The organism is Modestobacter italicus (genome assembly GCF_019799965.1).
In the GTDB taxonomy this organism is placed as follows: domain Bacteria; phylum Actinomycetota; class Actinomycetes; order Mycobacteriales; family Geodermatophilaceae; genus Modestobacter; species Modestobacter italicus_A.
In genome coordinates, this window is record NZ_JABGCJ010000001.1 from 381,806 (window position 1) to 407,745 (window position 25,940).

General features: G+C 76.1%; 28 protein-coding genes and 1 pseudogene. 14 read left to right on the forward strand and 15 right to left on the reverse strand.

What is annotated here, in order from left to right:
- Positions 1-26: 26 nt before the first annotated feature.
- Together HLA93_RS01900 and HLA93_RS01905 are read right to left on the reverse strand one after the other, a co-directional pair.
- Positions 27-1,250, reverse strand: coding sequence for an ABC transporter permease (locus HLA93_RS01900; protein ID WP_222192518.1), 1,224 nt, complete (start codon positions 1,248-1,250; stop codon positions 27-29).
- Positions 1,247-2,194, reverse strand: a complete 948-nt coding sequence (locus tag HLA93_RS01905) for an ABC transporter ATP-binding protein (protein ID WP_222192520.1) — start codon at positions 2,192-2,194, stop codon at positions 1,247-1,249. Before HLA93_RS01905 ends, HLA93_RS01900 begins: the two co-directional genes overlap by 4 nt.
- 140 nt (positions 2,195-2,334) lie before the next feature.
- Between HLA93_RS01905 and HLA93_RS01910 the strand changes: the two genes are divergently transcribed.
- From HLA93_RS01910 to HLA93_RS01955, 10 genes are all read left to right on the forward strand, one after another.
- Entirely contained in the window at positions 2,335-2,619 is a 285-nt protein-coding gene (locus HLA93_RS01910; RefSeq protein ID WP_222192521.1) for a helix-turn-helix transcriptional regulator, read from the forward strand.
- Positions 2,616-3,071, forward strand: coding sequence for a hypothetical protein (locus tag HLA93_RS01915; RefSeq protein ID WP_222192522.1), 456 nt, complete (start codon positions 2,616-2,618; stop codon positions 3,069-3,071). The genes HLA93_RS01910 and HLA93_RS01915 overlap by 4 nt, the downstream gene beginning before the upstream one ends.
- Before the next feature lie 178 nt (positions 3,072-3,249).
- Positions 3,250-3,894: a GPP34 family phosphoprotein gene (locus tag HLA93_RS01920; RefSeq protein ID WP_222192524.1), complete on the forward strand. Its 645-nt coding sequence runs from the start codon at positions 3,250-3,252 to the stop codon at positions 3,892-3,894.
- Positions 3,891-5,144, forward strand: a complete 1,254-nt coding sequence (locus HLA93_RS01925; RefSeq protein ID WP_222192526.1) for a M16 family metallopeptidase — start codon at positions 3,891-3,893, stop codon at positions 5,142-5,144. Before HLA93_RS01920 ends, HLA93_RS01925 begins: the two co-directional genes overlap by 4 nt.
- Entirely contained in the window at positions 5,141-6,472 is a 1,332-nt protein-coding gene (locus tag HLA93_RS01930) for a M16 family metallopeptidase (protein ID WP_222192527.1), read from the forward strand. Before HLA93_RS01925 ends, HLA93_RS01930 begins: the two co-directional genes overlap by 4 nt.
- Before the next feature lie 80 nt (positions 6,473-6,552).
- Positions 6,553-6,723, forward strand: a complete 171-nt coding sequence (locus tag HLA93_RS01935; protein WP_222192529.1) for an LxmA leader domain family RiPP — start codon at positions 6,553-6,555, stop codon at positions 6,721-6,723.
- Between the two features lie 322 nt (positions 6,724-7,045).
- Complete coding sequence (locus HLA93_RS01940) at positions 7,046-7,234, forward strand: LxmA leader domain family RiPP (RefSeq protein ID WP_222192531.1); 189 nt, start codon at positions 7,046-7,048, stop codon at positions 7,232-7,234.
- A 75-nt stretch (positions 7,235-7,309) separates the two neighbouring features.
- The gene (locus HLA93_RS01945; RefSeq protein ID WP_222192532.1) at positions 7,310-7,498 is read left to right on the forward strand and encodes an LxmA leader domain family RiPP; all 189 of its coding nucleotides are present in this window, start codon (positions 7,310-7,312) and stop codon (positions 7,496-7,498) included.
- Between the two features lie 298 nt (positions 7,499-7,796).
- Positions 7,797-9,503, forward strand: a complete 1,707-nt coding sequence (locus HLA93_RS01950; RefSeq protein WP_222192533.1) for an ABC transporter ATP-binding protein — start codon at positions 7,797-7,799, stop codon at positions 9,501-9,503.
- Positions 9,500-11,353, forward strand: coding sequence for an ABC transporter ATP-binding protein (locus tag HLA93_RS01955; RefSeq protein ID WP_222192535.1), 1,854 nt, complete (start codon positions 9,500-9,502; stop codon positions 11,351-11,353). The genes HLA93_RS01950 and HLA93_RS01955 overlap by 4 nt, the downstream gene beginning before the upstream one ends.
- A 115-nt stretch (positions 11,354-11,468) precedes the next feature.
- Here the strand turns inward: HLA93_RS01955 and HLA93_RS21755 are convergent.
- The 7 genes and pseudogenes from HLA93_RS21755 to ssd form a co-directional block, all read right to left on the reverse strand.
- Positions 11,469-11,816: pseudogene (locus HLA93_RS21755) on the reverse strand (Rv3654c family TadE-like protein); the annotation flags it as partial.
- The gene (locus HLA93_RS01960) at positions 11,813-12,205 is read right to left on the reverse strand and encodes a TadE family type IV pilus minor pilin (RefSeq protein WP_308127898.1); all 393 of its coding nucleotides are present in this window, start codon (positions 12,203-12,205) and stop codon (positions 11,813-11,815) included. The pseudogene HLA93_RS21755 and the gene HLA93_RS01960, both read right to left, overlap by 4 nt.
- A gap of 6 nt (positions 12,206-12,211) precedes the next feature.
- A complete protein-coding gene (locus tag HLA93_RS01965) occupies positions 12,212-12,439 on the reverse strand; it encodes a DUF4244 domain-containing protein (RefSeq protein ID WP_222192994.1) in 228 nt (75 codons plus the stop codon).
- 134 nt (positions 12,440-12,573) lie between these two features.
- Complete coding sequence (locus HLA93_RS01970; RefSeq protein ID WP_308127899.1) at positions 12,574-13,305, reverse strand: type II secretion system F family protein; 732 nt, start codon at positions 13,303-13,305, stop codon at positions 12,574-12,576.
- 7 nt (positions 13,306-13,312) lie between these two features.
- A complete protein-coding gene (locus HLA93_RS01975) occupies positions 13,313-14,104 on the reverse strand; it encodes a type II secretion system F family protein (protein WP_222192537.1) in 792 nt (263 codons plus the stop codon).
- Positions 14,101-15,255 carry a TadA family conjugal transfer-associated ATPase gene (locus tag HLA93_RS01980; protein WP_222192538.1) on the reverse strand — a complete coding sequence of 385 codons (1,155 nt, stop codon included), beginning with the start codon at positions 15,253-15,255 and terminating at the stop codon, positions 14,101-14,103. The genes HLA93_RS01975 and HLA93_RS01980 overlap by 4 nt, the downstream gene beginning before the upstream one ends.
- Positions 15,252-16,346: a septum site-determining protein Ssd gene (gene ssd, locus HLA93_RS01985; protein WP_222192540.1), complete on the reverse strand. Its 1,095-nt coding sequence runs from the start codon at positions 16,344-16,346 to the stop codon at positions 15,252-15,254. The genes HLA93_RS01980 and ssd overlap by 4 nt, the downstream gene beginning before the upstream one ends.
- 125 nt (positions 16,347-16,471) lie before the next feature.
- On the opposite strand from ssd, the gene HLA93_RS01990 reads away from it, so the two are divergent.
- Positions 16,472-17,338 (forward strand): HAD family hydrolase, encoded by an 867-nt coding sequence (locus HLA93_RS01990; protein WP_222192542.1) that lies wholly within the window; start codon positions 16,472-16,474, stop codon positions 17,336-17,338.
- 15 nt (positions 17,339-17,353) lie between these two features.
- Here HLA93_RS01990 and HLA93_RS01995 read toward each other — a convergent pair whose 3' ends face one another.
- Positions 17,354-18,151, reverse strand: a complete 798-nt coding sequence (locus HLA93_RS01995; RefSeq protein ID WP_222192544.1) for an oxidoreductase — start codon at positions 18,149-18,151, stop codon at positions 17,354-17,356.
- Between the two features lie 52 nt (positions 18,152-18,203).
- A complete protein-coding gene (locus HLA93_RS02000) occupies positions 18,204-18,596 on the reverse strand; it encodes a cupin domain-containing protein (RefSeq protein WP_222192545.1) in 393 nt (130 codons plus the stop codon).
- Positions 18,597-18,697: 101 nt separating this feature from the next.
- Here HLA93_RS02000 and HLA93_RS02005 point away from each other — a divergent pair, with 101 nt between their 5' ends.
- From HLA93_RS02005 to HLA93_RS02015, 3 genes are read left to right on the forward strand one after another with little or no spacing between them, the layout of a single operon-like run.
- Complete coding sequence (locus tag HLA93_RS02005; protein WP_222192546.1) at positions 18,698-19,261, forward strand: histidine phosphatase family protein; 564 nt, start codon at positions 18,698-18,700, stop codon at positions 19,259-19,261.
- Positions 19,258-19,821: a bifunctional adenosylcobinamide kinase/adenosylcobinamide-phosphate guanylyltransferase gene (cobU, locus tag HLA93_RS02010; RefSeq protein WP_222192547.1), complete on the forward strand. Its 564-nt coding sequence runs from the start codon at positions 19,258-19,260 to the stop codon at positions 19,819-19,821. Before HLA93_RS02005 ends, cobU begins: the two co-directional genes overlap by 4 nt.
- Before the next feature lie 5 nt (positions 19,822-19,826).
- Complete coding sequence (locus tag HLA93_RS02015; RefSeq protein WP_222192549.1) at positions 19,827-20,603, forward strand: adenosylcobinamide-GDP ribazoletransferase; 777 nt, start codon at positions 19,827-19,829, stop codon at positions 20,601-20,603.
- Positions 20,604-20,606: 3 nt separating this feature from the next.
- Here the strand turns inward: HLA93_RS02015 and HLA93_RS02020 are convergent, their stop codons facing one another.
- From HLA93_RS02020 to cobN, 4 genes are read right to left on the reverse strand one after another with little or no spacing between them, the layout of a single operon-like run.
- Positions 20,607-20,891: a MoaD/ThiS family protein gene (locus tag HLA93_RS02020; RefSeq protein ID WP_222192551.1), complete on the reverse strand. Its 285-nt coding sequence runs from the start codon at positions 20,889-20,891 to the stop codon at positions 20,607-20,609.
- A 10-nt stretch (positions 20,892-20,901) separates the two neighbouring features.
- Positions 20,902-21,981 (reverse strand): WD40/YVTN/BNR-like repeat-containing protein, encoded by a 1,080-nt coding sequence (locus tag HLA93_RS02025; RefSeq protein WP_222192553.1) that lies wholly within the window; start codon positions 21,979-21,981, stop codon positions 20,902-20,904.
- Positions 21,982-22,011: 30 nt separating this feature from the next.
- On the reverse strand, positions 22,012-22,221 hold the full coding sequence (locus HLA93_RS02030; protein ID WP_222192559.1) for a hypothetical protein: 210 nt from the start codon (positions 22,219-22,221) through the stop codon (positions 22,012-22,014).
- A gap of 60 nt (positions 22,222-22,281) precedes the next feature.
- Positions 22,282-25,905, reverse strand: coding sequence for a cobaltochelatase subunit CobN (gene cobN / locus HLA93_RS02035; protein ID WP_222192561.1), 3,624 nt, complete (start codon positions 25,903-25,905; stop codon positions 22,282-22,284).
- Positions 25,906-25,940 lie beyond the last annotated feature (35 nt).

Here is a 25,940-nt window from a genome sequence, read left to right on the forward strand (position 1 = left end):
CGGTCGTCCTTCCGGAGGGTGACGGGTCAGCGGTTGCGCAGGGCCTCGTGCAACGGGACCTGGCCGCCGGAGCGGAGCACGGAGCCGGCGTAGACGCGGCCGGCGACGGCGAAGGCGGCGACCGCGGTGGCCAGGGCGACGGCGAGCGCGGTGCCCAGCTGCCAGACCGGCACGGGCTCGACGGCCAGCCGCGCCGGCATCACGAAGGTGGAGAGGACCGGCGCCATGGACGCGACGTCCAGCCAGCGGGTCTCGGCGAACTCGAACACCAGGTAGAACGCGGCGGCCATCGGGACCAGGGCCGCACCCAGGGCCGGCTGGAGGGCGCTGCTCAGGTCCTCCTGGCGTTCCACGCGGGCAGCGAGCCCGGCCATCAACGTGTTGCAGATGACGATGCTGAGGACCAGGCCGACCACACCGGCCGCGAGGACGGTCCAGGAGACACCGGTGACGTCGGGCAGCCCGCCGGTCAGCGCGAGGGCGCCCAGCCCCGCGCCGAGCACCACCACCAGCTGGGTCAGTCCGATGACCGTGGTGGCCAGCACCTTGCCGGCCAGCAGCTGCCAGGGACGCACGCTGGTCAGCAGCACCTCCACCACGCGGGAGACCTTCTCCTGCATCACATCGGTCGCCAGCGGGATGCCCCACAGCAGGACGACGACCACCGCGCCGGCGGCGAACCCGAGGCCCAGCATGACGTCGGCGATGGCGAGGTCCTCACCGACGGCCACCACGTCCACGGTGGCCTGCGCCGCACCGGTCGCCTCGGTCAGCAGCTGTGGGTCCACACCGGCGGCCCCGGCCGCCTCGCGGAGCGAGCGGTCCTGCACCGCGGCCTGGAGCAGCGCTCCGAGCTGGGGGTCCAGGGAGTCCTCGACCAGCACCCGGACGCCGTCGTCGGCCGCGAGCAGGACGGCGTCCGCCTCGCCCTGCTCGACCAGCTGCCGGCCGGCGGCCTCGTCGGCCACCTGCTCCAGCGAGACGACGTCCCCGCCGACCGCGCCGACCGCGGCGGCCAGGTCGGCCGTCGGACCGGTGTGCGCCAGGACCGGCGCGTCGTCCTCGCCGCCGCCGGCCAGCAGCGGCCCGGCGAGCGCGGTCAGCGCGAAGAGCAGGGTGCTCACCAGGAAGGCCTTGGTGAGGAACTTGGTGGCCAGCTCGCGGCGGAGGACGATCCGCACGCCGCCGAGCCCCCGGATCCGGTGCGGGTCGGCCGACACCTCGGGGCGGGTGGGCGTCTGGGTGCTCATGCTGCCTGCTCCTCCAGCTCGTGGTGGGCGGGGCCGGTCTCGACCGGCCCCGGGTGGACGACGTCGCGGTAGACCTCGGTCAACGAGGGACGCCACGGCCGCAGCTCACGCAGGGTCCCGTGGCGGCGCACGGCGTCCACGACCCGTCCGAGGTCCTCGTCGCCGGCCAGGCGCACGGTGACGGCGTCGCCGTGGGCGGGCTCGACACTGGCCCGGGTGTCCGGGTCGAGGTCAGCGGCCCAGGCAGCCGGCGACGCGTCGCTGCGCAGCAGCCAGCGCCGACCGTCCCCGCCGGTCAGCCCCTCGACGGTGCCGTCGGCCACGAGACGGCCGCCGTGCAGGACGGCGACCCGGTCGCAGGTGCGCTCCACCAGGTCCAGCTGGTGGCTGGAGAAGACGACCGGGACCCCCCGGGCCGCCTCCTCCCGGAGCACCTCCGCCATCACGTCCACCGCGAGCGGGTCGAGACCGGAGAAGGGCTCGTCGAGCACCAGCGCCTCGGGCCCGTGCACCAGCGCCGCGGCCAGCTGGACCCGCTGCTGGTTGCCCAGGCTGAGGTCCTCCAGGGCACTGTCCCGGCGCGAGCCGACGCCCAGCCGGTCCAGCCAGTAGGTGGCGGCGCGCGCGGCGTCCGGGCGGGAGAGGCCGCGCAGCTCGGCGAAGAACTCCAGCTGCTGCTGCACCCGCATCGTCGGGTAGAGGCCACGCTCCTCGGGCATGTAGCCCATCCGGGCGCGGGCGGCCGCGTCGACCGGCACGCCGTCGAGCGTCACGCGGCCGCTGTCGGCGGTCGCCACGCCCAGCACGATGCGCATCGACGTCGTCTTGCCGGCGCCGTTCCCGCCGACGTAGCCGAGCACCTCACCGCGGCGCACCTGCAGGGAGACGTCGTCGAGCACCTGGTGGGACCCGTAGGCCTTGCTGATCTGGTCGAGAGCCAGCACGGCTCCTCCTCGACTGTGGGGACGGGGGTTCCTGCCGTGACCCCACCGTAGGCACGGTCGTTGGGTTTACACAACACCTCGTAGGAAGAACATCTCGGTTCGTCTTGTCTGGGGCATGAACCGCGGGATAACGTCAGCGCATGGCCGAACGGACTCGGAAGGACGGCGAACCGCGCCGCATCCACAACCGCGTCAACGTGGTCCGAGCCGAGGTCGGGATGTCCCGCGCGGAGCTGGCCCGGCTGGTCGGGGTGAACCCGCAGACGATCGGCGCGCTGGAACGTGGCGACCACTACCCGAGCCTGCAGCTGGCGATGAGCATCTGCGAGGTGTTCGACCTCCCGGTCGAGGCGCTGTTCAGCCGCGCGCCGTTCCGGTCGATCACCGCCGGCTACCGACAGACCGACCCGAGAGGTGACCAGTGACCACCCGGCCCGAGGCAACACACCCCGCCGCCCGTCGGGCCACCGGCGTCGTCCTCACGGGCGTGGCGGCATGGCTGGCCCTGACCGCACTCAGCGTGGCCGGGGAGGCCTACTCCCCGGCGTGGGTGGTGAGCCTCGCGGTGCTGGGCGCGGCATGGGCCGGTGCTCGCGTGCTCACCAGGGACATCGCCGAACGCCGCGCCCACGAGGTCGACGAGTACGAGCTGGCCCAGCGCAACGTGGCCCGCAACGCCGGCTACGTCGCCGCCCTCGTCGCCGCCCTCGTGCTCTACGTGGTCCTCGCGGTGGCCGGCCAGCTCGCCGAACGGGGCCACGACCAGCTGCTCCTCCAGGCGCACCAGCTCGTGCTGGCCGCCTTCCTGCCGGCCGCCGCAGGGCCCTCGTTCCTGGTCGCCTGGCGCCTGCGGCACCAGGCCGACCCCGGCGAGTAGCCGCCACCGACCGCCATCCGCACCACCGCACCAGACGCACCACCGCACGTCCCGCACCACCGCAGACCCGCACCACGGCACATCCGCACCACGGCACATCCGCACCACGGCACATCCGCACCACGGCACATCCGCACGACGACCAGGTCGAACCACTCGACGACAGGAGCGTCCTGACATGAGCCCGCACGTGCACACCCCCGAGCTGACCGTCCCCGAGGCCCTGATGGCCTTCCTGCACGCCGACAACGGGCGGCCCTACGAGACGGCCAAGCCCGGTGCACTCACCGCCGCCGCGGAGGTGGCCGAGCTGATCGCCGGCGGCCACGCCCGGGTGACCGGCCCGGACGGCGACCAGCTGGTCGTCGACGGCCCCGCCGCCAGCGACCGGGCCTGGATCCGCGAGCTGACGACCCAGCTGGCCGGCCGCGCGACCGACATCGCCACCTGGGTCAAGCGGCGCGACGGCGCGCTGGACACCCAGCAGGCCGAGGCGGCCGCCCGCGGCGTCCTGGTCCAGGACCGCAAGCGCCTGGCCGGGCTGATCCCCTACTCGACCAACACCGTCGACCCCGCCGTCCGGCAGGCCCTGCTCGAGCACCTCACCGGCCCCGGGGCGGAGGCCGACCCCCGTGCCGCAGTGCTCGCCAGGCTGCTGGTCAAGTCCCGGCTGCACCTGCGCGGTGGACTCGGCCGGGCGGAGCGCACCGCGCTCGAGCAGCTGTCCGAGCGCGCGCCCGCGAGCACGCCGGCACCCGCCGCGATGAGCGCGGTGGACATCGCCATGGTCACCGTCGTCTACACCACCGTGATCAGCGAGTGACCGCGCGACCGACGCCGTCGGTCGAGACGCTCCCCAACGGCCTCACCCTGGTCGTGGCGCCCGCGGTCACCGCGGGCGTCGCGACCGTGGCCGTGCACGTGGGCGTCGGCTCCCGCGCCGAGCCGGCCGCCTGGTCCGGGCTCGCCCACCTCTTCGAGCACCTGATGTTCGCCGGCAGCGCGCACGTGGAGCCGGGCGGCCACTTCGCCGCCGTCGAGGCGGTCGGCGGCCGCGTCGGAGGGCACACCCGGCTGGACCACACCGAGCTGTTCGACGTCGTGCCCGCCGAGGCGGTGCCCGACGTCGTCGGGCTGGAGGCCGACCGGCTGGCCGGGCCACGGCTGGCCCCCGACACCCTCGCCACGCAGGTCGACGTCATCCGTGCCGAGGTCGCCCAGCAGGTCACCGGCGCGCCCTACGGCGGCTTCCCGTGGCTGTACCTGCCCCCGGTCATGTACCCCTCCCCCCGCAACACCCACGACGGCTACGGGGACGTGTCGGCGCTCGCGGAGGTCACGGTCGAGGACTGCGCGCGCTTCTTCGACACCTGGTACGACCCGCGTCGCGTCGTGGTGACGCTGGAGGGCGACGTGACCGCCTCGGCCGACGCGGCGCGCGAGCTGCTGGCCGCCGTGCCGCGGCGCGGAACGGGACCGCTGCCCCCCACCGGGCTCGACGAGCCCCTCCTGACGGCCGACCGGCACGAGGTCCGGGCCGCCCGGAACGTGCCCGAGCCGGTGTGGGCGGTGGGGTTCCGGCTGCCCGACCCGGTGCGCTCACCCGCGCTGCACGCGGCGTGCACGGCACTGACCCTGCTGCTGCCGGTGCACGCGCCGGAGCTGCGGCTGACCGCCCGGAGCGGCTGGTACGGCGTCCCCGCCGACGCCCGCAGCCCCGACGCGCTGGTGCTCTCCACCCATCCCCGGCCAGGCGTCACCGGTGGGCAGCTCACCGCCGGCATGCGCGACCTGCTGGCCCAGTGGGGTCGGCGCGCACCGGCCCCGCCGGTGCTGCGCACCGCCGCCGCCCGCCTGCGGCTGGTGCAGCACCAGCGCGCCGAGCGGCTCGGGCACCGGGCCCGGCGCCTGGGCGCCTGCCAGCTGCTGTACGGCGACGCCCGGCTGGACGAGTCCCTCGACCCCGCCGCCGCCCTGGACCGCGACCTGCTGGCCGACGCCGCCGAGCACCTCCTCGACCAGCACGTCGCCTCCGTGCTGGTGGAGCCGGCCGGCACCGGGGAGGCGCCGTGAGGCTCCCACCGCACCACCACGAGCGCACCGCCGGCGGGACCGACCTGGTCGCGGTCGACTGGGCCGGCGCCGACCTCACCGAACTGCGCCTGGTGCTGCCGGTGCTGCGCACCGACCCCCGGACGGCGGTGCTCGCCCACCTGCTCGGGCGGCTGCTGCCCCTCGGCCCCACCGACGCCGGGTTCGCCGCGCACGACGAGCGGATGCTCGAGCACGGCGCCGGCGTCAGCTCGGGCGGTGGCGTCGACCGGGTCACCGTCAGCGCCACCGTGCCGCCGGACCAGCTGCGCTGGGCGCTCGAGGACCTGGTCGGCCGGGTGCTCGCCCCGGCGTTCACGCCGACCGCCGTCGCCGAGGCCGTCCGGGCCGAGCGCACCCGGCTGACCCGGGCTGCCGCGCACCGCGAGACCGAGGTGCACCGGGTCCTCGCCCGCAGTCGCTGGGGTCCCGGGCACCCCTACGCCCACCCGCTGCCGACAGCCGAGGACCTGGCACGGCTCGAGGAGGACGGCGAGCTCGACCCCGATGCCCTGGCGCGCTCGGCGCACGCCCGGCTGACCCTGGACGGGGCCACCGTCGTGGTGGTCGGCGACCTGGGCACCGACGGCGGGCGTCGCTGGCCCGACGCCGTCGGCCCCCTGCGGGACGTGCTCGACACGGCCGGGCCCGGCGCCCCCGCCCCGCCGGCACCGGGCGACCCGGGGCCGCGGCAGGTGCCGCGCCTGCTCGTCCCGGTCGGCGACGACGAGGTCACCGCCTCCGTGCGGCTCTGGTCGCCGGCCCCGCAACGGCAGCACCCCGACCACCCGGCGCTGCTCCAGTTCGGCATGGTGCTGGGCGGCTACTTCGGCTCCCGGCTCAACCAGGAGCTGCGCGAACGCCGCGGCGACGTGTACGGGGTCAGCACCGGCTTCGAGGTGCTGGCCACGGCGGCGACGTTCGTGCTGATGCTGGAGTGCCCGGTCGACCGGCTCGACGCCGTGCACGCCACGGTGCTCGACACCGTCGCCGACCTGCGGCGCGACGGACCCGGCGAGGACGAGCTGCGCGCCGCGGTGCGGTACTCGACCAACGCGGTCACCGTCGGCATGGCGACCCCGGCCGCCCTCGCGGGGGCCGGGGCGTCGGTGGTGTTCGGCGGGGACACCCTGGACCTGTGGGCCCGGCAGGCCGGAATCGCGGCCACCCTGCGACCGGCCGAGGTCGCCGCCGCCGGCGAGCGCCACCTGTCCCCCTCGGCGCTGATCGACCTCGTCGCGGCACCGGCGGCGGCGGTCACCGGCACCGACGTCCGCCGTCCCGACGAGGTCGAGGGATCGTCCGCGTGACCGATGCCCGGCGGTCGCCCCCTCCCTAGCGTGGTGAGTGCAGGACGACAGCCGAACCGCACCGGACCGAGGAGCACGCGATGGACACCCAGGACCTGATCGCCGGCTACGCCGCCTACACCGACCCCAGCGAGCTCGCCGCGGTCGAGGAGGCCGCCGCGGTGACCCCGACGACCGCCACCACCTCGTCGAACCCGTGCGCGGCCAGCGTCGGCGCCTCGATCTACTTCACCGTCTCGAAGGGCTGCTGACCAGCACCCTCCGCGCACCCGACAGCGCCACGACCCCCGGCCGGGGGTCGTGGCGCTGTCGTGCGTGGGGCCCCCGTCCCGACCGGGGGACCGCCGCGCCGGAGACCGGCTGACGGCGACGGCGACGGCGACGGCGACGGCGCGATCGGGCCGGCCGCGGTCCCCCACGCGCACCGGTCTCGTGAGGACGGAGGAGGCGCCGAGATGGTCCGCACGGACGATGAGCGGTCACACCGCCGGCTCATAGCTTTCTCGCCATGAGGTCAACAGGGCCTCGGGGAGGGTTCCCGCCCTCCGAGTCATCACGACAGAGGAGAAGCAGATGAGCACCTCGGACCTGATCGCCGGTTACGCCGCCTACACCGACGCCACCGAGCTCGGCGCCACCCAGGGCGACGCCCCGGCCATCTCGCCCACCACGACGATCACCACGTCGTCGTCCTTCTGCGTGGCCACCTCGGCCGCGTCGGTCGGCGCCAGCGTCGACAACACCTTCGACCACGGCTGCTGACAGCCCCATCGTGATGCCGCGGGACGGCGTCCGCCACGGACGCCGTCCCGGGCCCGAGCCCTCCCAGGAGACCCGATGAGCACCCACGACCTGATCGCCGGCTACGCCGCCTACACCGACGTGACCGAGCTCGGCGCCACCCAGGGCGACGCCCCGGCCATCTCGCCCACCACGACGATCACCACGTCCTCGTCGTTCTGCGCCGCCACCGCCTCCGCGGCGTCGGCCGCCTCCGTGGACAACACGATCGAGCACGGCTGCTGACCGTTCCGCGCACCCGCCTCCGGGGCGGCCCCACCTCGGTGGGGCCGCCCCGGTCGCGTCTGCGGCTCCCCCGCACCGGCCCGGACCGCGGCGGCCCTCCCCCTGTGGACGGAGCCGCGCACCCGCCCCTCCTCCCACCTGACGAGCCCGGACCTCGCCCCCGAGCCGGATCCGGGACCGCCCGGGCGTCCCTAGCGTGGGAACCGGGCCCGGTGCCGCGACCACCCCGCCCGCGGCGGCCAGACCGCCTCCCCGACCAGGACGGAGCCCGACCGTGCTGACCCTCCTCCGGCCCCACGTGCGACGTCACGCGGCCCCGCTGGTCCTCCTCGGGCTGCTGCACGTGGCCGGTGTCGCCGGCACGCTGCTGCTCCCGCGGCTGAACGCCGACCTGATCGACGACGGGGTGGCGCAGGGGGACCAGGCCACCATCTGGCGGCTGGGCGGCTGGATGCTCGCGCTCAGCCTCGGCCAGCTGGTGGTCGCCGCCCTGGCGATGGCACTCGGCTCGCGGATCGCCGTCCTGGTCGGGCGCGACCTGCGCGCGGACGTGTTCACCCAGGTCATGCGGTTCGGGGCCGGGGAGGTCCGCCGCTTCGGGCCGGCCTCGCTGATCACCCGCTCGGGCAACGACGTGACCCAGGTGCAGATGCTCGTGCTCACCGTCTGCACCGTGCTGGTGAGCGTGCCGCTGACCGCGGTCGGCGCCGTGGTCATGGGGGTGCGCGAGGAGCCCGGGCTGGCCTGGCTGATGGCGGTCGCGGTGCCCGCACTGGTCGCCGTCGTCGTCGGCTTCGCCTGGCTGTCGCTGCCCGGGCACCGTCGGCTGCAGGAGCAGATCGACCAGGTCAACGGGGTGCTGCGCGAGCAGCTGACCGGGCTGCGCGTCGTCCGGGCCGCCACCCGCGAACGCCACGAGCAACGACGCTTCGACGAGGCCAACGACGCCCTCATCCGCACCTCACGCGGGGTCGGCGGGCTCTACCTCTCCCTCGGGCCGGTCGTCGCGCTCCTGCTGAGCCTGGCCTCGGTGGCCGTGGTGTGGTTCGGCGGCCACCGCGTGGCCGCCGGCGACATGGGCATCGGGTCGGTCACGGCGTTCATCGCCTACCTGCTGCAGTTGATGTCGGCGGTGCTGATGGCCTCGGCCATCGTCATGCAGCTGCCCCGCGCCCGCGTGTCCGCCGCCCGGCTGCGCGAGCTGCTGGACGTCGAACCGGACCTGCAGCAGCCGGCGCGACCACGTCCCTGGGCGACCCCCGGCTCCGGCCTCGAGCTCCGGCACGCCACGCTGCACCGCCCGGGCGCCGAGCAGCCCGTGCTGCGGGACGTGGACCTCACCCTGCGCCCCGGGGAGCACGTCGCCGTCGTGGGCTCCACCGGCTCCGGGAAGACCACGTTGCTGCAGGTGCTCTCCCGGCAGCTGCGCCTGACCAGCGGGTCGGCCCGCCTCGACGGCACCGACCTCGACCAGACCGACCTGTGCTCCGCCCGCCGCCGCGTGGCCCTGGTTCCCCAGCGAGCCCACCTGTTCGCCGGCACCATCGCCAGCAACCTGCGGTACGGCGCACCGGAGGCCGACGACGACCTGCTCTGGTCGGCGCTGCGCACCGCCCAGGTGGACGACGTCGTGGCCGCGCTGCCGGGTGGACTGGACGCACCCGTCCTCGCCGGCGGCACGACCCTGTCCGGGGGGCAGCGGCAGCGGATCTGCCTGGCCCGCGCGCTCGTGGCCCGCCCGGACCACTACCTGCTCGACGACGCCACGTGCGCCCTGGACGCGTGCACCGAGGCGGCGCTGCTCACCGCCCTGCGCGAGTGGACCCGCGACGCGGGGGTGCTCAGCGTCTCGCAGCGGCTGAGCAGCGTGCGGCGGGCCGACCGGATCGTCGTGCTCGACCGGGGGGCGGTCGTCGGCCACGGGACCCACGAGCAGCTGCTCGACGACTGCCCCACCTACCTGGAGTTCGTGGACTCCCAGAGCCTCACGGAGGTGCCCGCGTGACGACCAGCCCCACCCCTGCGGTGCGGGGGTTCCTCGCCCTGATGCGTCCGGTGCGGGTCCGGGTCGCCGTCATCGCCGTGCTCACCGCGGTCGGGGTCGCGCTGACGGCGGTCGGGCCACTCGTGCTGGCGCGTGCCACGGACCTCATCGTCGAGGGCCTGCTGGGCTCACGGCTGCCCGCGGACGCCACCCGTGCCGAGGTGGTCGAGCAGTTGCGCGCCTCCGGGCAGGACGCGCTGGCCGGCGTGGTGTCGGGCACCGGCCTGGTCCCCGGGCAGGGGATCGACTTCGACGGCCTGGCCCGGCTGCTGATGCTGGCCGTGCTGGTCTACTGCGCCGCCAGCGGGGTGCAGCTGCTCGCGGCCCGGCAGATGAACGTCGCCCTGCACCTCGTCATGCGCGACCTGCGGGACCGCGCGGAACGGAAGATCAACCTGACCCCGGTGGCCACCGCGGACGCGCGGGGCCGCGGCGACCTGCTGTCCCGGGTCACCAACGACATCGACAACGTCACCGTCTCGATGACCCAGTGCCTGGGGCAGCTGCTCACGGCGGTGCTCACGGTGGCCGGGGTCCTGGGGGCGATGCTCTACCTGTCCCCCGTGCTGACCGCCGCGACCCTGGCGACGCTGCCCCTGGCGCTGCTGGCCACCCGGCTGCTGATGCGCCGGTCGCAGGGGCGCTTCATCGCGCAGTGGCAGCAGCTGGGGGAACTGACCACGACCGTGGAGGACAGCATCACCGGTCACGAGGTCAGCACGGCCTTCCACCGGGGCGACGCCCACGTGGCCGACTTCGTGCGGCGCAACGACCGGCTCGCCGAGGAGAGCTTCCGCGCCCAGGCGCTCAGCGGGCTGGCGGTGCCGGTGATGGCCTTCCTCGGCAACCTCTCCTACGTCGTGATCTGCGTCGTCGGCGGGCTCCGGGTGGCCACCGGGACGATGACCATCGGGGACGTACAGGCCTTCGTGCAGTACAGCCGCCAGTTCTCCCAGCCGATCAGTGCGATCTCCGGGTTGCTCAACGAGCTGCAGTCCGGTGTCGCCTCCGCGCAGCGGGTGCTCGAGTTCCTCGACGGCCCCGAGGAGGACGCCGGCGTGCCCACCGACCGGCCGACGGTGGGACGGATCGAGTTCCAGGACGTGGAGTTCGGCTACGACCCCGCCCGCCCCGTCCTCCGTGGCCTCACGTTCCGCGCCGAGCCCGGCGAGACGGTGGCGATCGTGGGCCCGACCGGTGCCGGCAAGACGACGCTGGTCAACCTCCTGCTGCGCTTCCACGAGCCCGACCGCGGCCGCATCGTGCTCGACGGCCAGGACATCGCCGGGCTGGACCGGGCCGACCTCCGCTCGCGGTTCGGCCTGGTCCTGCAGGACACCTGGCTGTTCGCCGGCAGCATCGCCGACAACATCGCCTACGGCCGGCACGGCGCCGACCGCGCGGACGTGGAGCGAGCTGCCCGCCTGGCCGGCGTCGAGCAGTTCGCCGATGCGCTGCCCGACGGGCTGGACACGCTCCTGGAGGTCGACGGGCAGAACCTGTCGGCCGGCGAACGGCAGCTCATCACGATCGCCCGCGCCTTCGTCGCCGAGCCGAGCGTCCTGGTCCTCGACGAGGCGACGAGCTCGGTCGACTCGCGCACGTCCATGCTCGTCCAGCAGGCGCTGGCGACGCTGCGGCACGACCGCACGTGCCTGGTCATCGCCCACCGGCTGTCCACGATCCGGCACGCCGACCGCATCGTCGTCCTGGACGCCGGACGGGTGGTCGAGGTCGGCTCGCACGAGGACCTGGTGAGCAGCGGCGGCACCTACGCCCGGCTGCAGGACGCCCAGCTCCTCCCGGCCTGAGGGCGTCGATCACGGGGCCGGGGGGCCCGGAGGGCGGTTCGGCGCCCGAGGTGGTCGGCCGGCCACGGGCGGCCACTCCCACCGGCGGAGGCTCCGGAGGTGCGGGGCCGGCACGGGCGCGCGCGTGGGCGTCCAGCACGCCGAGCGGGCCCAGGCGCACCGGCACGTGCACCCGCACCTCGACCACGGCACCGGCGGCGAGCCGGCAGGAGTCGAGGACGGCGCTGTTCGCCCCGGCGACCTCACCGGCCACCAGGCACGCGGCCGGATCGCCCTGCACGGCGCTGCCGGCGGCCGCGAGCGCCGCCAGGTCGGCCGCCGTGGTGGCCCGGTGCCGCGCCACCACGGCGGCACCGACCAGGACGGTCGCTGCGCCGATCAGGGCCAGCACCGCGGCCAGGGCGACGGTCCACACGGTGGCCGACCCGCGCTCCCCGTCGTCCGCCGGCCGGGGGCCGGTCACGGTCCGCCGCCCGCGGCCGGCTCCCGCACCGCGGTGGCGGAGGCGGTCACCTCGACCCGCCAGGGCAGCGGGCCCAGTGGGGAGACCGTGGCGGAGACGGTGACCCGCACCGTCTCCCCGTCCCCCGCCACGTCGGTCCGGGCACCGTCCGGCGCGGCGGCGGCCGCCAGCTCCACCACCCGGCCGTCCGCGTCGCCACGGGCCGCCGCCCGCGTGCCCTCCCGGGCCGCGTCCACACAGCGCAGCTGGGCCCCCACCACCACGACCGCCGCCACCGCCCCGGCCAGGACCATCAGCAGCACCGGCAGCACCACCGCGGTCTCGGCGGTGACCATCCCCGCCTCGCGGTCGTACCGACCGGCCGCCGTCCGGTGTCGACGTGTCGACACGTCGACTCAGGACAGCGTGGCGAGCGCCGACTGCACCAGCTCACCCAGCGCCGACACGACCGAGCCGCCGGTGACCACCTGGTAGAGCACCGCGGCGAAGGCGCAGGCCGCGACCGTGCCCACGGCGTACTCCGCAGTGCTCATCCCGTCCTCCTCCCGCACCCGGGCGCGCACCCAGCGCCGCGCGAGCGCTCCCCGCCCGGTCGTCGTCCCGCTCTGCTCCTGGATCTCCATCGCCACGTCCCCTCCCCGCGGGCCGACCGCCGGCCCGTCGGGACCGAGCCTGTGGCCCCCGGCCCCGGCCGCCCAGGGCTGCCGGACAGCTGTGGACCGCGAGCTCCGTTGTGGACGCCGGTCAGCGGACGGCCTCAGAAGACGTCCGCGGCGATGCCCAGGACGAGTGGCACGACGCCCAGGCAGAGGAAGGCGGGCAGGAAGCAGAGCCCCAGCGGCGCCAGCACCCACACCCCCGCCCGGCGGACGGCGGCCTCGACCCGGCTGTGCTGGCCGGCGCGCAGGTCCCCGGCCAGCCGCTGCAGGGCCGGGACGACGGCCGACCCGGACTCCCCCGCCCGCACCACCACCCGCGCCAGCGCGTCGACCGGCGGCGGCACCCCCGCCCAGGCCTGCCGTGGGGCGGCGCCCAGGCGGTACAGCCCGCCGACGGCGACCAGCCGCTCGCCGAGCGGCCCGGTCACCGAGCCGCCGACCGCGGCCACCGCAGCACCCACCGGGGTGCCGGCGGTGAGGCAGACGGCGAGCAGGTCGCAGGCCACCGGCAGGTCCCGGGCGAGCCGCTCGGGGTCCTCCGGTGCCGCGCCGGCCCGGCGCAACAGCCGCTCGGCGAGCCCCGTCGCGACGGCCGCCAGCACCGCGGCCGGGGTCCCGCCGCCGAGCAGGAGGAAGACGGCCACTCCGGCCATCGCGGCCTCGGCCCAGCGTCGCGCCGTCCCGGGCGGCCGGTCCGGCTCGCGGCTCCGGGGGGCGGCGCGTCGCGGGCGGGGCGCGACGGCCTCCAGCCGGTCCCGGCGGACCGCCCCGGTCGGCTCCCACAGCAGCAGGGCCCCGGCCAGCGCCCCGACGGCGGCCGCGGTCAGCACCGCCGGCTCACCGCTGCACCGCCCGCCGGACCAGGTGCGCCGACCAGGCCGTGCCGGCCAGCTCCAGGCCGACCCCGACGACCAGCAGCGCGGTGCCGGGCGCCGTGGTGGTGAGCACCCGCCACGGGTCGGCACCGACCCCGCTGCCCATCAGCAGGCCCAGCACCGGCAGCCCGGCGAGCACGGCCGCGCTGGCCCGCGGGCCGGCCACGGCCGACCGCAGCTCCTCCTCGGCCCGTAGCCGCGCCCGCAGGTCGTCCTCCACGGCGGTCAGCACCCCGGCCAGCGAGCAGCCGGTGTGCGCGCTGAGCCGCACCGCCGCCGCGATCCGGGCCAGCGCCGCGGCGTCCCCGCCGTCCGTCCCGTCCGGTGGTGGATCCCCCAGGCGCAGCACCGGCCCCAGCGCCGTCGCGGTCGCCGGGTCCGGACACCCGTCGACGGCCGCGCCGGTCGCCTCCGCCAGGGAACGGCCGGCGCGCACCTCGGCCGTCAGCACGCCCAGCGCCTCCACCAGCGCCCGGGTGCGACGCTGCTCGGCCGCTGCGCGGCGTCGCGCCTGGACGGCCCGGCCGACGGACCCGGCGCACACCCCGGCCAGTGCGGCCACGACCGGGGTGGAGACCAGTGCGCCGGCGACGACAGCCGCCACGGCCGGGACCAGCACCCTGCCGCGGCCGGCCAGCACGGCGCCCGGCGTGCGACCGGCCCCGGCGCCGCGACGCGGGGCGAGTCGCCCGGGACGGGCACCGGACGGCCAGGCCAGCAGCCCGAGCGCCAGGCAGAGCAGCGCCGGGCTCACCCGGGCACCCGCACGCCGAGCAGGTCGGCCAGCTCCGACCGGGCCGGGCAGTCGCCGCCGTCCGCGCGCCAGCCGGCCGCGACCTCGATCAGCTCCCCGCGCCGCCGCACGACGCCCAGCTCGGCCACGTGCCGCCCGGCCGGCCCCCGCCGCAGGTGCACCACCAGGGACAGCGCGGCCGCGGCCTGGCTGTGCACCGCCGCCCGGCCCAGCCCGGCCGCACCGCCGAGGGCCTCCAGCCGGGCCGGCAGGTCCGCGGCACGGTTGACGTGCACCGTGCCGCAGCCACCGTCGTGCCCGGTGTTCAGCGCCGCCAGCAGGTCGACCACCTCGGCACCGCGCACCTCACCGACCACCAACCGGTCCGGCCGCATGCGCAGCGCCTGCCGGACCAGGTCGCGCAGCGTCACGGCACCGGCGGCCTCCACGTTCGGCGGCCGGGTGAGCAGCCGGACGACGTGCCGGTGCTGGGGCGTCAGCTCCGGGGCGTCCTCGCAGAGCACCACCCGGTCGCCCGGGTCGGCCAGGCCGAGCAGCGCGGAGAGCACCGTGGTCTTGCCGGTGCCCGTGCCACCGGTCACCAGGAACGCCAGCCGGGCCCGCACCGCGGCCACCAGCAGGTCGGCGGCGGCACCTGGGAAGGCGTCGCGCGCGGCCAGGTCGGCGAAGGACAGCACCGCCCGGCGCAGCACGCGCAGCGACAGGCAGGTGCCCGACCCGGACACCGGTGGCAGCACCGCGTGCAGCCGGGTGCCGTCCGGCAGCCCGGCGTCCACCCACGGGGACGCGTCGTCCAGCCGCCGGCCCGCCGACGCCGCCAGGCGCACCGCGAGCCGGCGGACGGCGCCCTCGTCGACGAACCGGACGTCGACCGGCTCCAGGCCGCTCCCCCGGTCGATCCACACCGAGTCCGGCCCGTTGACCAGCACGTCGGTCACCCCGGGGGTGCGCAGCAGCGGCTCCAGCGCGCCGGCCCCGGACAGCTCGTCGGTCGCGGCCCGGACGGCGTCCAGCACCCCCCGGTCGCCGAGCAGTCCGCCGGACTCCTCCCGGACCAGCGCGGCGACCGCGGCCGGGCTGGGCGGCCCGGAGGCGGCGGCGAGCCGCGCCCGGACCCGCTCGACCAGCGGCGACGCGACCTCCGCGCTCACGCCGCACGCCCCGGCAGCTGGGCCAGCAGCAGCCGGCCGAGGACCCCGAACGGGGCGCGCGCGGCGATCGACGGCGGTTCGCCCCGCTCGCTGCGGGCCACCGCCGACCGGTCGGCGGCCAGCTCGGCGAAGACCGGCCGGCCGACCACGTCGGCCACCTGCGCGCGGGTCAGCCCGCCGGGGACCGGGCGGCACACCAGCAGGGCGGCCGACCAGGGCCGTGGCTCGCCGTCCGGGCCCCGGACCAGGGCGCGGGCGGCCGCCGATGCGCGGAGCCGGGCCGGGACCACCAGCACCGACAGGTCCGCCTCGGCCAGCAGCTCCCCGGCGCCGTCGCTGTGCGCCGGCAGGTCGACCACCACGCCGCAGCCGCTGTCCCGGGCGCCGGCGGCCACCGCGAGCAACGCCTCGGTGCCCACCGGCTGCGGCTGCTCGCGGGAGGCGGCGAGGACGGCGACCCCGGCGGCCTCCGGGAGCGCGGCGGCCAGCGCCGGGCCGGCGACCCGTCCGCTGACCCCCGCCAGCTCGGGCCAGCGCAGCCCGGGTGCCCGCTCCGCGCCGAGCAGCAGGTCCAGACCCGCACCCCAGCCGTCACCGTCGACGAGCAGCACGTCGTCGCCGGCCCGGGCGCGGGCGGTGAGGGCCAGCGCGGTGGCCAGGGTGCTGGCACCGGCGCCGCCGCAGGCCGAGCCCACCGCGGCCAGCCACCCCGGCCGGGCCGGTGCCCGCACGGCGGCGGCGACCCGCTCGACCAGCCACGTCTCGTCCCGCGGCAGCACCACCACCCGCTCGGCGCCCAGCTCGACCGCCGCCGGCCACACCTCCGGCCCCGGGTCACCGACGGCCACGACCAGCAGCCCGGGCCTCCGGGGCAGCGCGCGCACCGCGGCGCTGCCCAGCACCTCGGCGCCGAGCAGCACCAGCGGCGCGTCGCGGTGCGCGCGGCGCAGCGGCCCCCCGCCGCTGGTCAGCTCACCGGTGCTGCCGGCGGCGGCCAGCAGCCGGAGCAGGTCGTCGAGCAGCAGCGGGTCGGTGCTGACGACGAGCGGACGGGCAGGGACGGGACCGGCGGCGCGGCTGGCAGTGGACACCGCGCCAGCGCAGCCCACGGGAGGGCGGCAGGACAGCCCGGCAGCGGATCTGTGGACCACCCATCGTGGTGTGGATTCCGCTGCACCCGGCCGCCCGTCCTGCCGATCCTCTTACCGTGTGGGACATGACCCGCGCTGCGGCGTTCTTCGACCTGGACAAGACGGTCATCGCGAAGTCCAGCACCCTGGCCTTCGGACGACCCTTCTTCCAGGGTGGGCTGATCAACCGACGGGCCGTCCTCAAGGGCGCCTACGCGCAGTTCGTCTTCTCCCTCGCCGGCGCCGACGCCGACCAGATGGAGCGGATGCGCCGCCAGATCACCGCGATGACCACCGGCTGGGACGTCGCCGTGGTGCACGAGATCGTCCGGGAGACGCTGCACGAGATCGTCGACCCGCTGATCTACGACGAGGCCGCCGACGTCATCGAGGCGCACCGGGCCGCAGGCCGTGCGGTGGTGATCGTCTCCAGCAGCGGTGCGGAGATGGTCGAGCCGATCGGCGAGATGCTCGGCGTCGACCGCGTGGTGGCCACCCGGATGGTCACCCGCGACGGGCAGTACACCGGCGAGATCGAGTTCTACGCCTACGGCGAGAACAAGGCCACCGCGATGCGGGACCTCGCGGCCGAGCAGGGCTGGGACCTGGCCGACTGCTTCGCCTACAGCGACTCGGTCACCGATCTGCCGATGCTGGAGGCGGTCGGCCACCCCACGGCGGTCAACCCCGACCGGGGCCTGCGCAAGGCCGCCGCCGAGCGGGGCTGGCCGGTGCTGGAGTTCACCCGCCCGGTGACGCTGCGGTCCCGCTCGGCAGCGGCTCGGACTCCCGTGGTCACCGGCACCGCGATGGGCGTGGGCGCGGCCGTCGCCGGGATCGCCTGGTACGCCCGGCGACGCGCCCTGCGGACGCCCGCCGGCGGCGTGGTCGCGGCCGTCGCGCTGCCCGCTCCGGTTCCCCCGATCGGACGTCGGCGCCCCCGGGGCGCCTGACCGGCGCCCGAGGGCTCAGCCGCGGAGCAGGCTCTCGCAGATCGCCAGGCCCTCGGTGGCGCCGTGCTCGGTCGCCCGGCAGCAGTGCACCAGCCACCCGGCCACCCCGGCGGGGCCACCGGAGCGGTAGCCCTCCAGCGCCGCGCCGTAGGCGTCCGCGCCCAGTTCGGCGAACCCGACCTCGGGCACCGACACGGCCTTGGGGTCCAGGCCCCGGGTGATCCCGACCAGCCGGCCGGCGGCGCGGGCGACCACGCCGTCCTGCACGCCGAAGGGGGCCAGCGCAGCCAGCTCGCCGTGGACGACGCCGGCGACCACCACCGCCGGCACCGTGGTGGCCCCGGTGATGATCGAGAAGAGCCCGCCCAGCCGTGACCCGGCCGCACCGTTCGGTCGCCCCAGGTCTGCGGGGTCGGCGAGGTCGGTGGCTGCCAGCACGTGCAGCCGGGCGAGCACCTGCCCCGGCGCCCGCTCCCAGGTCTCCACCATCGAGCCGAGCCCCACCGAGACCCGGAGCGCCCCCTGGACGACGGGGTCCCTCACCTCACCGGACCGCAGCTGACCCAGCGGCAGGTCCACCCCCTGCAGTGCGGCCGACGCGCGGGCGCCACGCAGCGCCGACTCGGCGCTGACCCCGGCGGACTCCCGGCGGAGCACCTTGTGCCCGAGCAGCCTGTCGACGGCGGCGCGGGCCCCCTCGGCGGCCTCGGCGACCCCGGACAGCTCCATCAGCGGCGCGAGCGGGTCGGGGCCGGTCGGGCGGGCGGCGGGCCGGGGGGCCCGGCCGGCGCCGGGGCGCAGCGGGATCGTCACGCCTGCGACGGTACGAGCCGCGCCCGGCTGGTCGTCGACCGCCCACCGGCGCTCAGAGCTGGTGGCCGGTGGTCCGGTCCACGTGCGCGGGGACGGTGACGTCGGTGTCCCCGGTGGTCACCGTGCCGGTCGGCTCGAACATCAGGATCGCGCCGCCGGGCGAGGACGGCTTGTGCTCGGTGCCGCGCGGCACCACGAACGTGTCGCCCCGGTGCAACTGGACGGTGGTCTCGGTGCCGTCGGGGTCGCGCAGGGCCACGTCGAACCGGCCGTCCAGGACGAGGAAGAACTCGTCGGTGGCCTCGTGCACGTGCCAGACGTGCTCGCCCGCCGTGTGCGCGATCCGGACGTCGTAGTCGTTGACCCGGGCCACGATGCGTGGGCTGTAGACCTCGTCGAAGGTGGCCAGGGCGTCGGTCAGGTTCACCGGGGCGGGTGTCGTCATCCCGCCACCCTCCTCCCCCGCACGTCCGCCTGCTTTGACGTTCCTGACCGGGATCGGCCCTCGGCGGGCAGCTGCCGGCCCGCCGCCTAGGCTGCCTGGCGATGACCGGCCCGCTCACCCTCCTCCTCGTCCGGCACGGACAGAGCGAGTGGAACGCCGCCGGGCTGATGCAGGGGCAGACCGCGCACGTGCCGCTCACCGAGCTCGGCCACTGCCAGGCGGCGCAGGCCGCGGCCGAGCTGGCCGCGCTCACCCGCAACGGCGCCGGCCCGGGTGCCCTGGTCTCCAGCGACCTGCTGCGGGCCGTGCAGACCGCCGAGCACTGCGCCGCCGCCACCGGGCTGACCCTGTCCACCACCCCGGCGCTGCGCGAGCAGGGCTACGGCGTGCTGGAGGGCCGGCCCTCGCGCGAGCTGTGGGACCTCGTCGACTGGACCGACCCGCACTGGTCGGCCGAGGGCGGGGAGAGCCTCGCCGCGCTGCACGCCCGGGTCGCCGGCTACCTGCAGGGCCTGCGCGCCGACCCGCCGGCCGACGTCGTCGCGCTGGTCACCCACGGCGACACCATCCGCGCCGCCCAGGCGGTCGTCGCCGGGCTCGGCCCGGACCAGCTGCCGGGCGTGACGCCGCACAACGGCACGGTGACGAGGCTGGTGCTCCCGTGACCCGCGTGCTGGTGCTCGGCGGTTCCCGGTCGGGCAAGTCCGCGCACGCCGAGCAGCTGCTGGAGAGCTGGACCGAGGTCACCTACCTGGCCACCTCCCGGGTCGACGACGCCGACGCCGAGTGGGCCGCCCGGGTCGCCGCCCACCGGGCCCGCCGCCCCGCCGGGTGGACGACGCTGGAGACGACGGCGCCGTCGGAGCTGATCCGGGCCGGCGCGGTGCTCGTGGACAGCGTCACGACCTGGGTGGCCGCGTTGATGGACGAGACCGGCATCTGGGACACCCTGGACACCACCGGCGCGCACGCCGCGGGCTCTCCCACCGACGCCGCCGCGGCCCGCGACCGGCTCGCCGCCCGCTGTGACGCCCTGGTCGACAACTGGGTGATGACGCCGGCGCACGTGATCGCGGTCAGCGACGAGGTCGGGCTGGGCGTGGTGCCCGAGACCCGGGCCGGGCGGCTGTTCCGGGACACCCTGGGCACGGTGAACCAGCGGCTGGCCGCGACCGCCGACGAGGTGTGGTTCGTCGTCGCCGGGCTGCCCCAGCGGCTGCGGTGAGCCAGGTGCCGGAGCGGTCCCGGTGGGCCGGGCCCGCGGAGTCGTTCGCGCTGCTGACCAGCCTGCGGGTGCCGGCCGCCGCCTCCGCCCGCGGGGTGCTGCCCTGGGCGCCACTGGTCGGGCTGGTGCTCGGCGCGGTGGCCACCGCGGTCGCCTGGGCCGCCGGCCGCGCCGCGAGCCCGCTGGTGGGCGCCGTCCTCGGGGCAGCGGTGCTGGCCTGGCTGACCCGCGGACTGCACCTGGACGGGCTGGCCGACACCGCCGACGGGCTGGGTCCGCTGCGCGGCCGGGAACGGGCGCTGCAGGTGATGCGCGCCGGCGACGTCGGGCCCTTCGGCGTGGTCACGCTCGTGCTGGCGCTCCTCCTGCAGGTCGCCTGCCTGGCGCAGCTGCTCACCGTGGACGGCGGCTGGCTCGCCCTGCCGGCGGCGGTCGTGACCGCCCGGCTGGCGATGGCCCGCACCGGCCTGCCGGGGGTGCCGATCGCCGAGGGCTCCTCACTCGGCCAGGCCGTGGCCGGCACCGTCTCCCGCGCCTGGCTGGCCGCCTGCGCCCTGCTCACCGTGGCCGCAGCTGCGGGCGCCGCCCTGCTGATCGGCTCCGACGGCCCGACCGCCGCGCTGGTGCTGGCCGCCGCCGTCGCGGCGGGGCTGGGTACCTCCGAGGCGCTGTTCGCCCGCGCCGTCGCCCGGCTGGGCGGGGTCAACGGCGACGTGATGGGCGCGATGGGCGAGGTGGCCGCCGCGGTCACCCTGCTCACCGCCGCAGTGCTGCTCGGCTGACGCTCAGCCCCCGGCGACGGACTGCACGACCATCACCTCGGCTCCGGCGGGCACCGGCGTGGCCAGCCCGGCCAGGCGGCGCACCTCGTCGCCGTCGACGTAGACGTTCACGAAGCGGCGCAGCGCGCCGGTCTCGTCGCGCACCCGACGGTCGAACACCGGGTGCTCGGCGGCCAGCGCGTCGAGCACCGCGCACACGGTGGCGCCGTCGATGAGGTCGAGCGACACCGACGTCCGGCCGCCGGTGCAGTCGGCCAGCATGCGGGGCAGCAGCACCCGCACGGTCACGGCAGCCACCTCACGACAGCACCGCGGCCCGCACGCAGAGCACGTCGGGCAGGTGGCCGGCGACCTGGGTGAACGACTTCCCCGCGTCGGCGCTGGCGTGGACCTCCCCGCCGCGGGTGCCGACGTAGACGCCCACCGGGTCGCCGGCGTCGACGCAGGCGGCGTCCCGCAGCACCGCGTTGTACTCGTCGGTCGGCAGCCCGTCGGCCAGCCGCTGCCAGGTCCCGCCCGCGTCGTCGCTGCGGTGCACCGCCAGCCGCCCGTCCGGCGGGATGCGCTGACCGTCGGCGACCAGCGGGACCACCCAGATCCGCCCGCCCCGGCGGGGGTCGGCCAGCATCACGAAACCGAAGTCCGAGGGCAGCCCGTCGGCGATCGAGGTCCAGGTGTCGCCGTCGTCGTCCGACCGGTGCACGCCGTGGTGGTTCTGCGCGTACAGCCGCCGCGGGTCGGCGGCGTCCCGGGCGATCTTGTGCACGCACTGACCGAACTCCGGCGCCGGGCCGGGCAGGAAGTAGGCGGAGATGCCGGTGTTGCGCGGCTGCCAGGACGCCCCGCCGTCCCGGGTCCGGTAGACCCCGCCGGTGCTCATCGCCACGTGCACCGTGCCGCCGGGCCCCGGGACGACGGAGTGCGCGGCCGCCCCGCCGTAGCCGGCGCCCCACTCGGCGCGGTGCGGGTGGTCCCACAGCCCCCGGCACAGCTCGAAGTGCTCGCCGCCGTCGTCCGAGCGCCACACCGAGATCGGCTCGCAACCGGCCCACACCACCCCGGGCCGGTCGTCGGCGTCCGGGCGCAGCTGCCAGATCCGCTCGACGGCGGCGCCGGTGTCAGCCGGGAAGCGGATCGCCCCGTCGGCCGGCTCGGTCCAGGTGACGCCCAGGTCGTCGGAGTGCACGACCGTCGGGCCGAAGTGCTCCGACCGGACGCCGATCATCAGCCGGGTGCGGCCGGCGCGGGTGTCGATGCCGATGCTCGGCACCTCGGTCATCAGGAAGTGCGGTGCGGAGAGCGACCAGCTGCCCCGGTCCTCACTCGTCGCGAGCCAGAGCCCCTTGCGGGTGCCGATCGCCAGCAGCGTGGTGGTCATGCCATGACAGACCGCCGGCTGCCGGCGAACTCATCGGCGGCGGGCCCGGTTCACCGCGGCGACACCGGCCCAGCCGAGCGAGTAGAGCACCAGCAGGATCCACAACCGCGGCCAGTCGGTGGCCCGGTAGACGACCTCCTGGACGAGGTACACGACGACGAACATCGCCAGGACCAGGCACACCTGTACTGCTGTCTCGCGAGCCGCCGCACGTTGGACGAGCTGCCGGTTCCCAGCCATGGCCCCACCATGCCACCGGCCGAGCCGGGTGTCAGCGGCCGTCGGAGAAGCCGGGCGAGGTCAGGCCTGGGCCTGGGCCGGGGTCTCCCCGCCCTCCAGGTCGCCCTCGGTGTCCAGGTACGCCTGCTGCAGCTCGGCCAGCAGCGCCGGATCCGGCTCGGCCCACATCTTCCGGTCGACGGCCTCCAGCAGCCGCTCGGCGATGCCGTGCAGTGCCCAGGGGTTCGACTTCTCCATGAACTCCCGGTTCTCCGGGTCGAGCACGTAGGTCTGGGCGAGCTTCTCGTACATCCAGTCGGCGACCACGCCGGTGGTGGCGTCGTAGCCGAACAGGTAGTCGACGGTGGCGGCCAGCTCGAAGGCGCCCTTGTAGCCGTGCCGGCGCATCGCGGCCAGCCACTTGGGGTTGACCACCCGGGCGCGGAACACCCGGGAGGTCTCCTCGACCAGCGACCGGGTCCGCACCTGCTCGGGCCGGGTGGAGTCGCCGATGTAGGCCTCCGGCGAGGAGCCGGTGAGCGCGCGCACCGTGGCGACCATGCCGCCGTGGTACTGGAAGTAGTCGTCGGAGTCGGCGATGTCGTGCTCGCGGGTGTCGATGTTCTTCGCCGCGACCGCGATCCGCTTGTAGGCCGCCTCCATGTCCGGGCGGGCCTGCACGCCGTCCAGGTCGCGGCCGTAGGCGTAGCCGCCCCACACCGCGTAGACCTCGGCCAGGTCGGCGTCCCCGCGCCAGTCGCGGGAGTCGATCAGCGACAGCAGCCCGGCTCCGTACGCGCCCGGCTTGGAGCCGAACACCCGGGTGGTGGCCCGGCGGCGGTCCCCGTGGGTCGCCTCGTCGGCGTCCACGTGGGCCTTCACGAAGTTCTGCTCAGGCGTCTCGGACAACCCCGCCACCAGGGTGACGGCGTCGTCCAGCATGGTCACCACGTGCGGGAAGGCGTCCCGGAAGAAGCCGGAGATCCGCACGGTGACGTCGATCCGCGGCCGGCCCAGCTCGGCCGGGTCGATCGGCTCCAGCCCGGTGACCCGCCGGGAGGCGTCGTCCCAGACCGGGCGGACGCCGAGCAGCGCGAGCACCTCGGCGACGTCGTCCCCGGCGGTGCGCATGGCCGAGGTGCCCCACACCGAGAGCCCGACCGAGGGCGGGAACTGGCCGTCGTGGTCGGCCCGGTACCGGTCGACCAGCGACTCGGCCATCGCCGACCCGGTCTCCCAGGCCAGCCGGGACGGGATCGCCCGCGGGTCGACGGAGTAGAAGTTGCGGCCGGTCGGCAGCACGTTGACCAGCCCGCGCAGCGGGGAGCCCGACGGCCCGGCCGGCACGTAGCCGCCGTCCAGGGCGTGCAGGGTCATGTCCAGCTCGTCGGTGGTGCGCTCCAGCCGCGGCACCACCTCCTCGGCGGCGAACCGCAGCACGGCCTCGACGTCGGCGTCGGCGGTGCCGAGCACCCCGGTGACGACGTCGGTGATCGCGGTGGCGGTCCAGCCGCGCGCCTCCATGCCGGTCACCAGCGCCTCGGCGAGCGCCTCGACCCGGTCGGTCTCCTTGAGCCCGGCGGTGCCGTCCTCGGTGAGGCCGAGCGCCTGCCGCAGCCCGGGCAGCGCCACCGCACCGCCCCAGATCTGCCGGGCCCGCAGCATCGCCAGCACCAGGTCGATGCGGTCCTGCCCGGACGGCGGGGTGCCGAGCACGTGCAGGCCGTCGCGGATCTGGGAGTCCTTGATCTCGCAGAGCCAGCCGTCGACGTGCAGGATCATCTCGTCGAAGTGGTCGTCCTCGGGCCGCTCGTTCAGCCCCAGGTCGTGGTCGAGCTTCGCGGCCTGCAGCAGCGTCCAGATCTGCTGCCGGACGGCGGGCAGCTTCGCCGGGTCCATCGCGGCGATGTTGGCGTGCTCGTCGAGCAGCTGCTCCAGCCGGGCGATGTCGCCGTAGGAGTCGGCCCGGGCCATCGGCGGCACCATGTGGTCGACCAGCGTGGCATGCGCCCGGCGCTTGGCCTGGGTGCCCTCGCCCGGGTCGTTGACCAGGAACGGGTAGACCAGCGGCAGGTCGCCGATCGCGGCATCGGTGCCGCAGGCCGCGGACATCCCGACGGTCTTGCCGGGCAGCCACTCCAGGTTGCCGTGCTTGCCCACGTGCACCATCGCGTGCGCCCCGAAGACGCTGCGCAGCCACCAGTAGGCGGCCAGGTAGTGGTGGGACGGCGGCAGGTCCGGGTCGTGGTAGATCGCGATCGGGTTCTCCCCGAAGCCGCGGGGCGGCTGGACCATGACGACGACGTTGCCGGCGCGCAGTGCGGCGAAGACGATGTGGTCGTCGTCGACGAACAGCGAACCCGGCGCCTCGCCCCAGTGCTCGACCATCGCCTCGCGCAGCTCGGCGGGGAGGGTGTCGAAGTGCCGGCGGTACTCGGCAGCGCTGATCCGCACCGGGTTGCCGCTCAGCTGCTCCTCGGTGAGCCAGTTCTCGTCCTGGCCACCGGCGGCGATGAGCGCGTGCACCAGCGCGTCGCCGTCCAGCTCGGCGACGCCGGGCAGCGCACCCTCGCCGTCGAACGGGCCGATGTCGTAGCCCTGGCCGTGCATGGCCGCGAGCAGCCGCACCACCGAGGCGGGGGTGTCCAGGCCGACGGCGTTGCCGATCCGGGCGTGCTTGGTCGGGTAGGCGCTCAGCATCACCACGATCCGGCGCTCGGCGGGCGGGGTGTGCCGCAGCCGGGCGTGCGCCACGGCGGTGCCGGCGACCCGGGCGGCCCGCTCGGGGTCGGCGACGTAGGAGGTCAGCCCGTCGGCGTCGACCTCCTTGAAGGAGAACGGCACGCTGATCAGCCGGCCGTCGAACTCCGGGATGGCGACCTGGTTGCCCACGTCGAGCGGGGACAGCCCGTCGTCGTTGGCCGCCCAGTCGGCGCGGCTCGAGGTCAGGCACAGGCCCTGGACGACCGGGACGTCCAGCTCAGCGAGCTCACCGACGTCCCAGGCGCCGTCGTCCCCGCCGGCCTGGGCGGTGGCCGGCTTGGAGCCGCCGGCGGCGAGCACGGTCACGACGAGCGCGTCGGCGGTGCGCAACAGCTCGACCAGGCCCGGCTCGACGGTGCGCAGCGAGGCGGTGAACACCGGCAGCGCGCGGCCGCCGGCGTCCTCGATCGCGGTGCACAGCGCCTCGACGAAGCCGGTGTTCCCGGACAGGTGGTGCGCCCGGTAGTACAGGACGGCGACGGTGGGGCCCTCGGTCGTGCGCGGCGAGCGCTCCAGCACGCCCCACTCCGGCGCGACCGACGGCGCCTCGAAGCCCTCGCCCTCCAGCAGCACGGTGTCGCCGAGGAAGCGGTGCAGCTGCTCGAGGTTGTCCGGGCCGCCCTGCGCCAGGTAGCCGTGTGCCTCGGTGGCCACGCCCATCGGCACGGTCGAGAGCTCCATCAGCTCGGCGTCGGGCACGTTCTCCCCACCCAGGACGACGACCGGCGCAGGCCCGGCGAGCAGCGGGGCGAGCATCTCCTCGTACTGCCGGCGCACGCCGAGGATCCGGACGACGACCAGGTCGCTGCCGGCCGCCAGCGCGACCATCCCCTCCGCACCGAGCCGGGCCGGGTTGCCCAGCCGCCACTCGGCCGAGCTGGACCGGGCCGAGAGCAGGTCGGTGTCGGAGGTGGAGAGCAGGGTGAAGGTGCGTGAGCTCAAGGCAGTGCCTCCCTCGGGGTCCGCGCCCCGGGTCG

What these genes read in the sequence shown, in the direction of transcription:
- HLA93_RS01940 (WP_222192531.1), top strand. Translation starts at nt 7,046, where the DNA reads ATGAGCACCTCGGACCTGATCGCCGGTTACGCCGCCTACACCGACGCC.
- HLA93_RS01945 (WP_222192532.1), top strand. Translation starts at nt 7,310, where the DNA reads ATGAGCACCCACGACCTGATCGCCGGCTACGCCGCCTACACCGACGTG.
- HLA93_RS02005 (WP_222192546.1), top strand. Translation starts at nt 18,698, where the DNA reads ATGACCGGCCCGCTCACCCTCCTCCTCGTCCGGCACGGACAGAGCGAG.
- HLA93_RS02025 (WP_222192553.1), bottom strand. Translation starts at nt 21,981, where the DNA reads ATGACCACCACGCTGCTGGCGATCGGCACCCGCAAGGGGCTCTGGCTC.
- HLA93_RS01900 (WP_222192518.1), bottom strand. Translation starts at nt 1,250, where the DNA reads ATGAGCACCCAGACGCCCACCCGCCCCGAGGTGTCGGCCGACCCGCAC.
- HLA93_RS01990 (WP_222192542.1), top strand. Translation starts at nt 16,472, where the DNA reads ATGACCCGCGCTGCGGCGTTCTTCGACCTGGACAAGACGGTCATCGCG.
- HLA93_RS01920 (WP_222192524.1), top strand. Translation starts at nt 3,250, where the DNA reads ATGAGCCCGCACGTGCACACCCCCGAGCTGACCGTCCCCGAGGCCCTG.
- HLA93_RS01965 (WP_222192994.1), bottom strand. Translation starts at nt 12,439, where the DNA reads ATGGAGATCCAGGAGCAGAGCGGGACGACGACCGGGCGGGGAGCGCTC.
- HLA93_RS02000 (WP_222192545.1), bottom strand. Translation starts at nt 18,596, where the DNA reads ATGACGACACCCGCCCCGGTGAACCTGACCGACGCCCTGGCCACCTTC.
- HLA93_RS01910 (WP_222192521.1), top strand. Translation starts at nt 2,335, where the DNA reads ATGGCCGAACGGACTCGGAAGGACGGCGAACCGCGCCGCATCCACAAC.
- HLA93_RS02030 (WP_222192559.1), bottom strand. Translation starts at nt 22,221, where the DNA reads ATGGCTGGGAACCGGCAGCTCGTCCAACGTGCGGCGGCTCGCGAGACA.
- HLA93_RS01935 (WP_222192529.1), top strand. Translation starts at nt 6,553, where the DNA reads ATGGACACCCAGGACCTGATCGCCGGCTACGCCGCCTACACCGACCCC.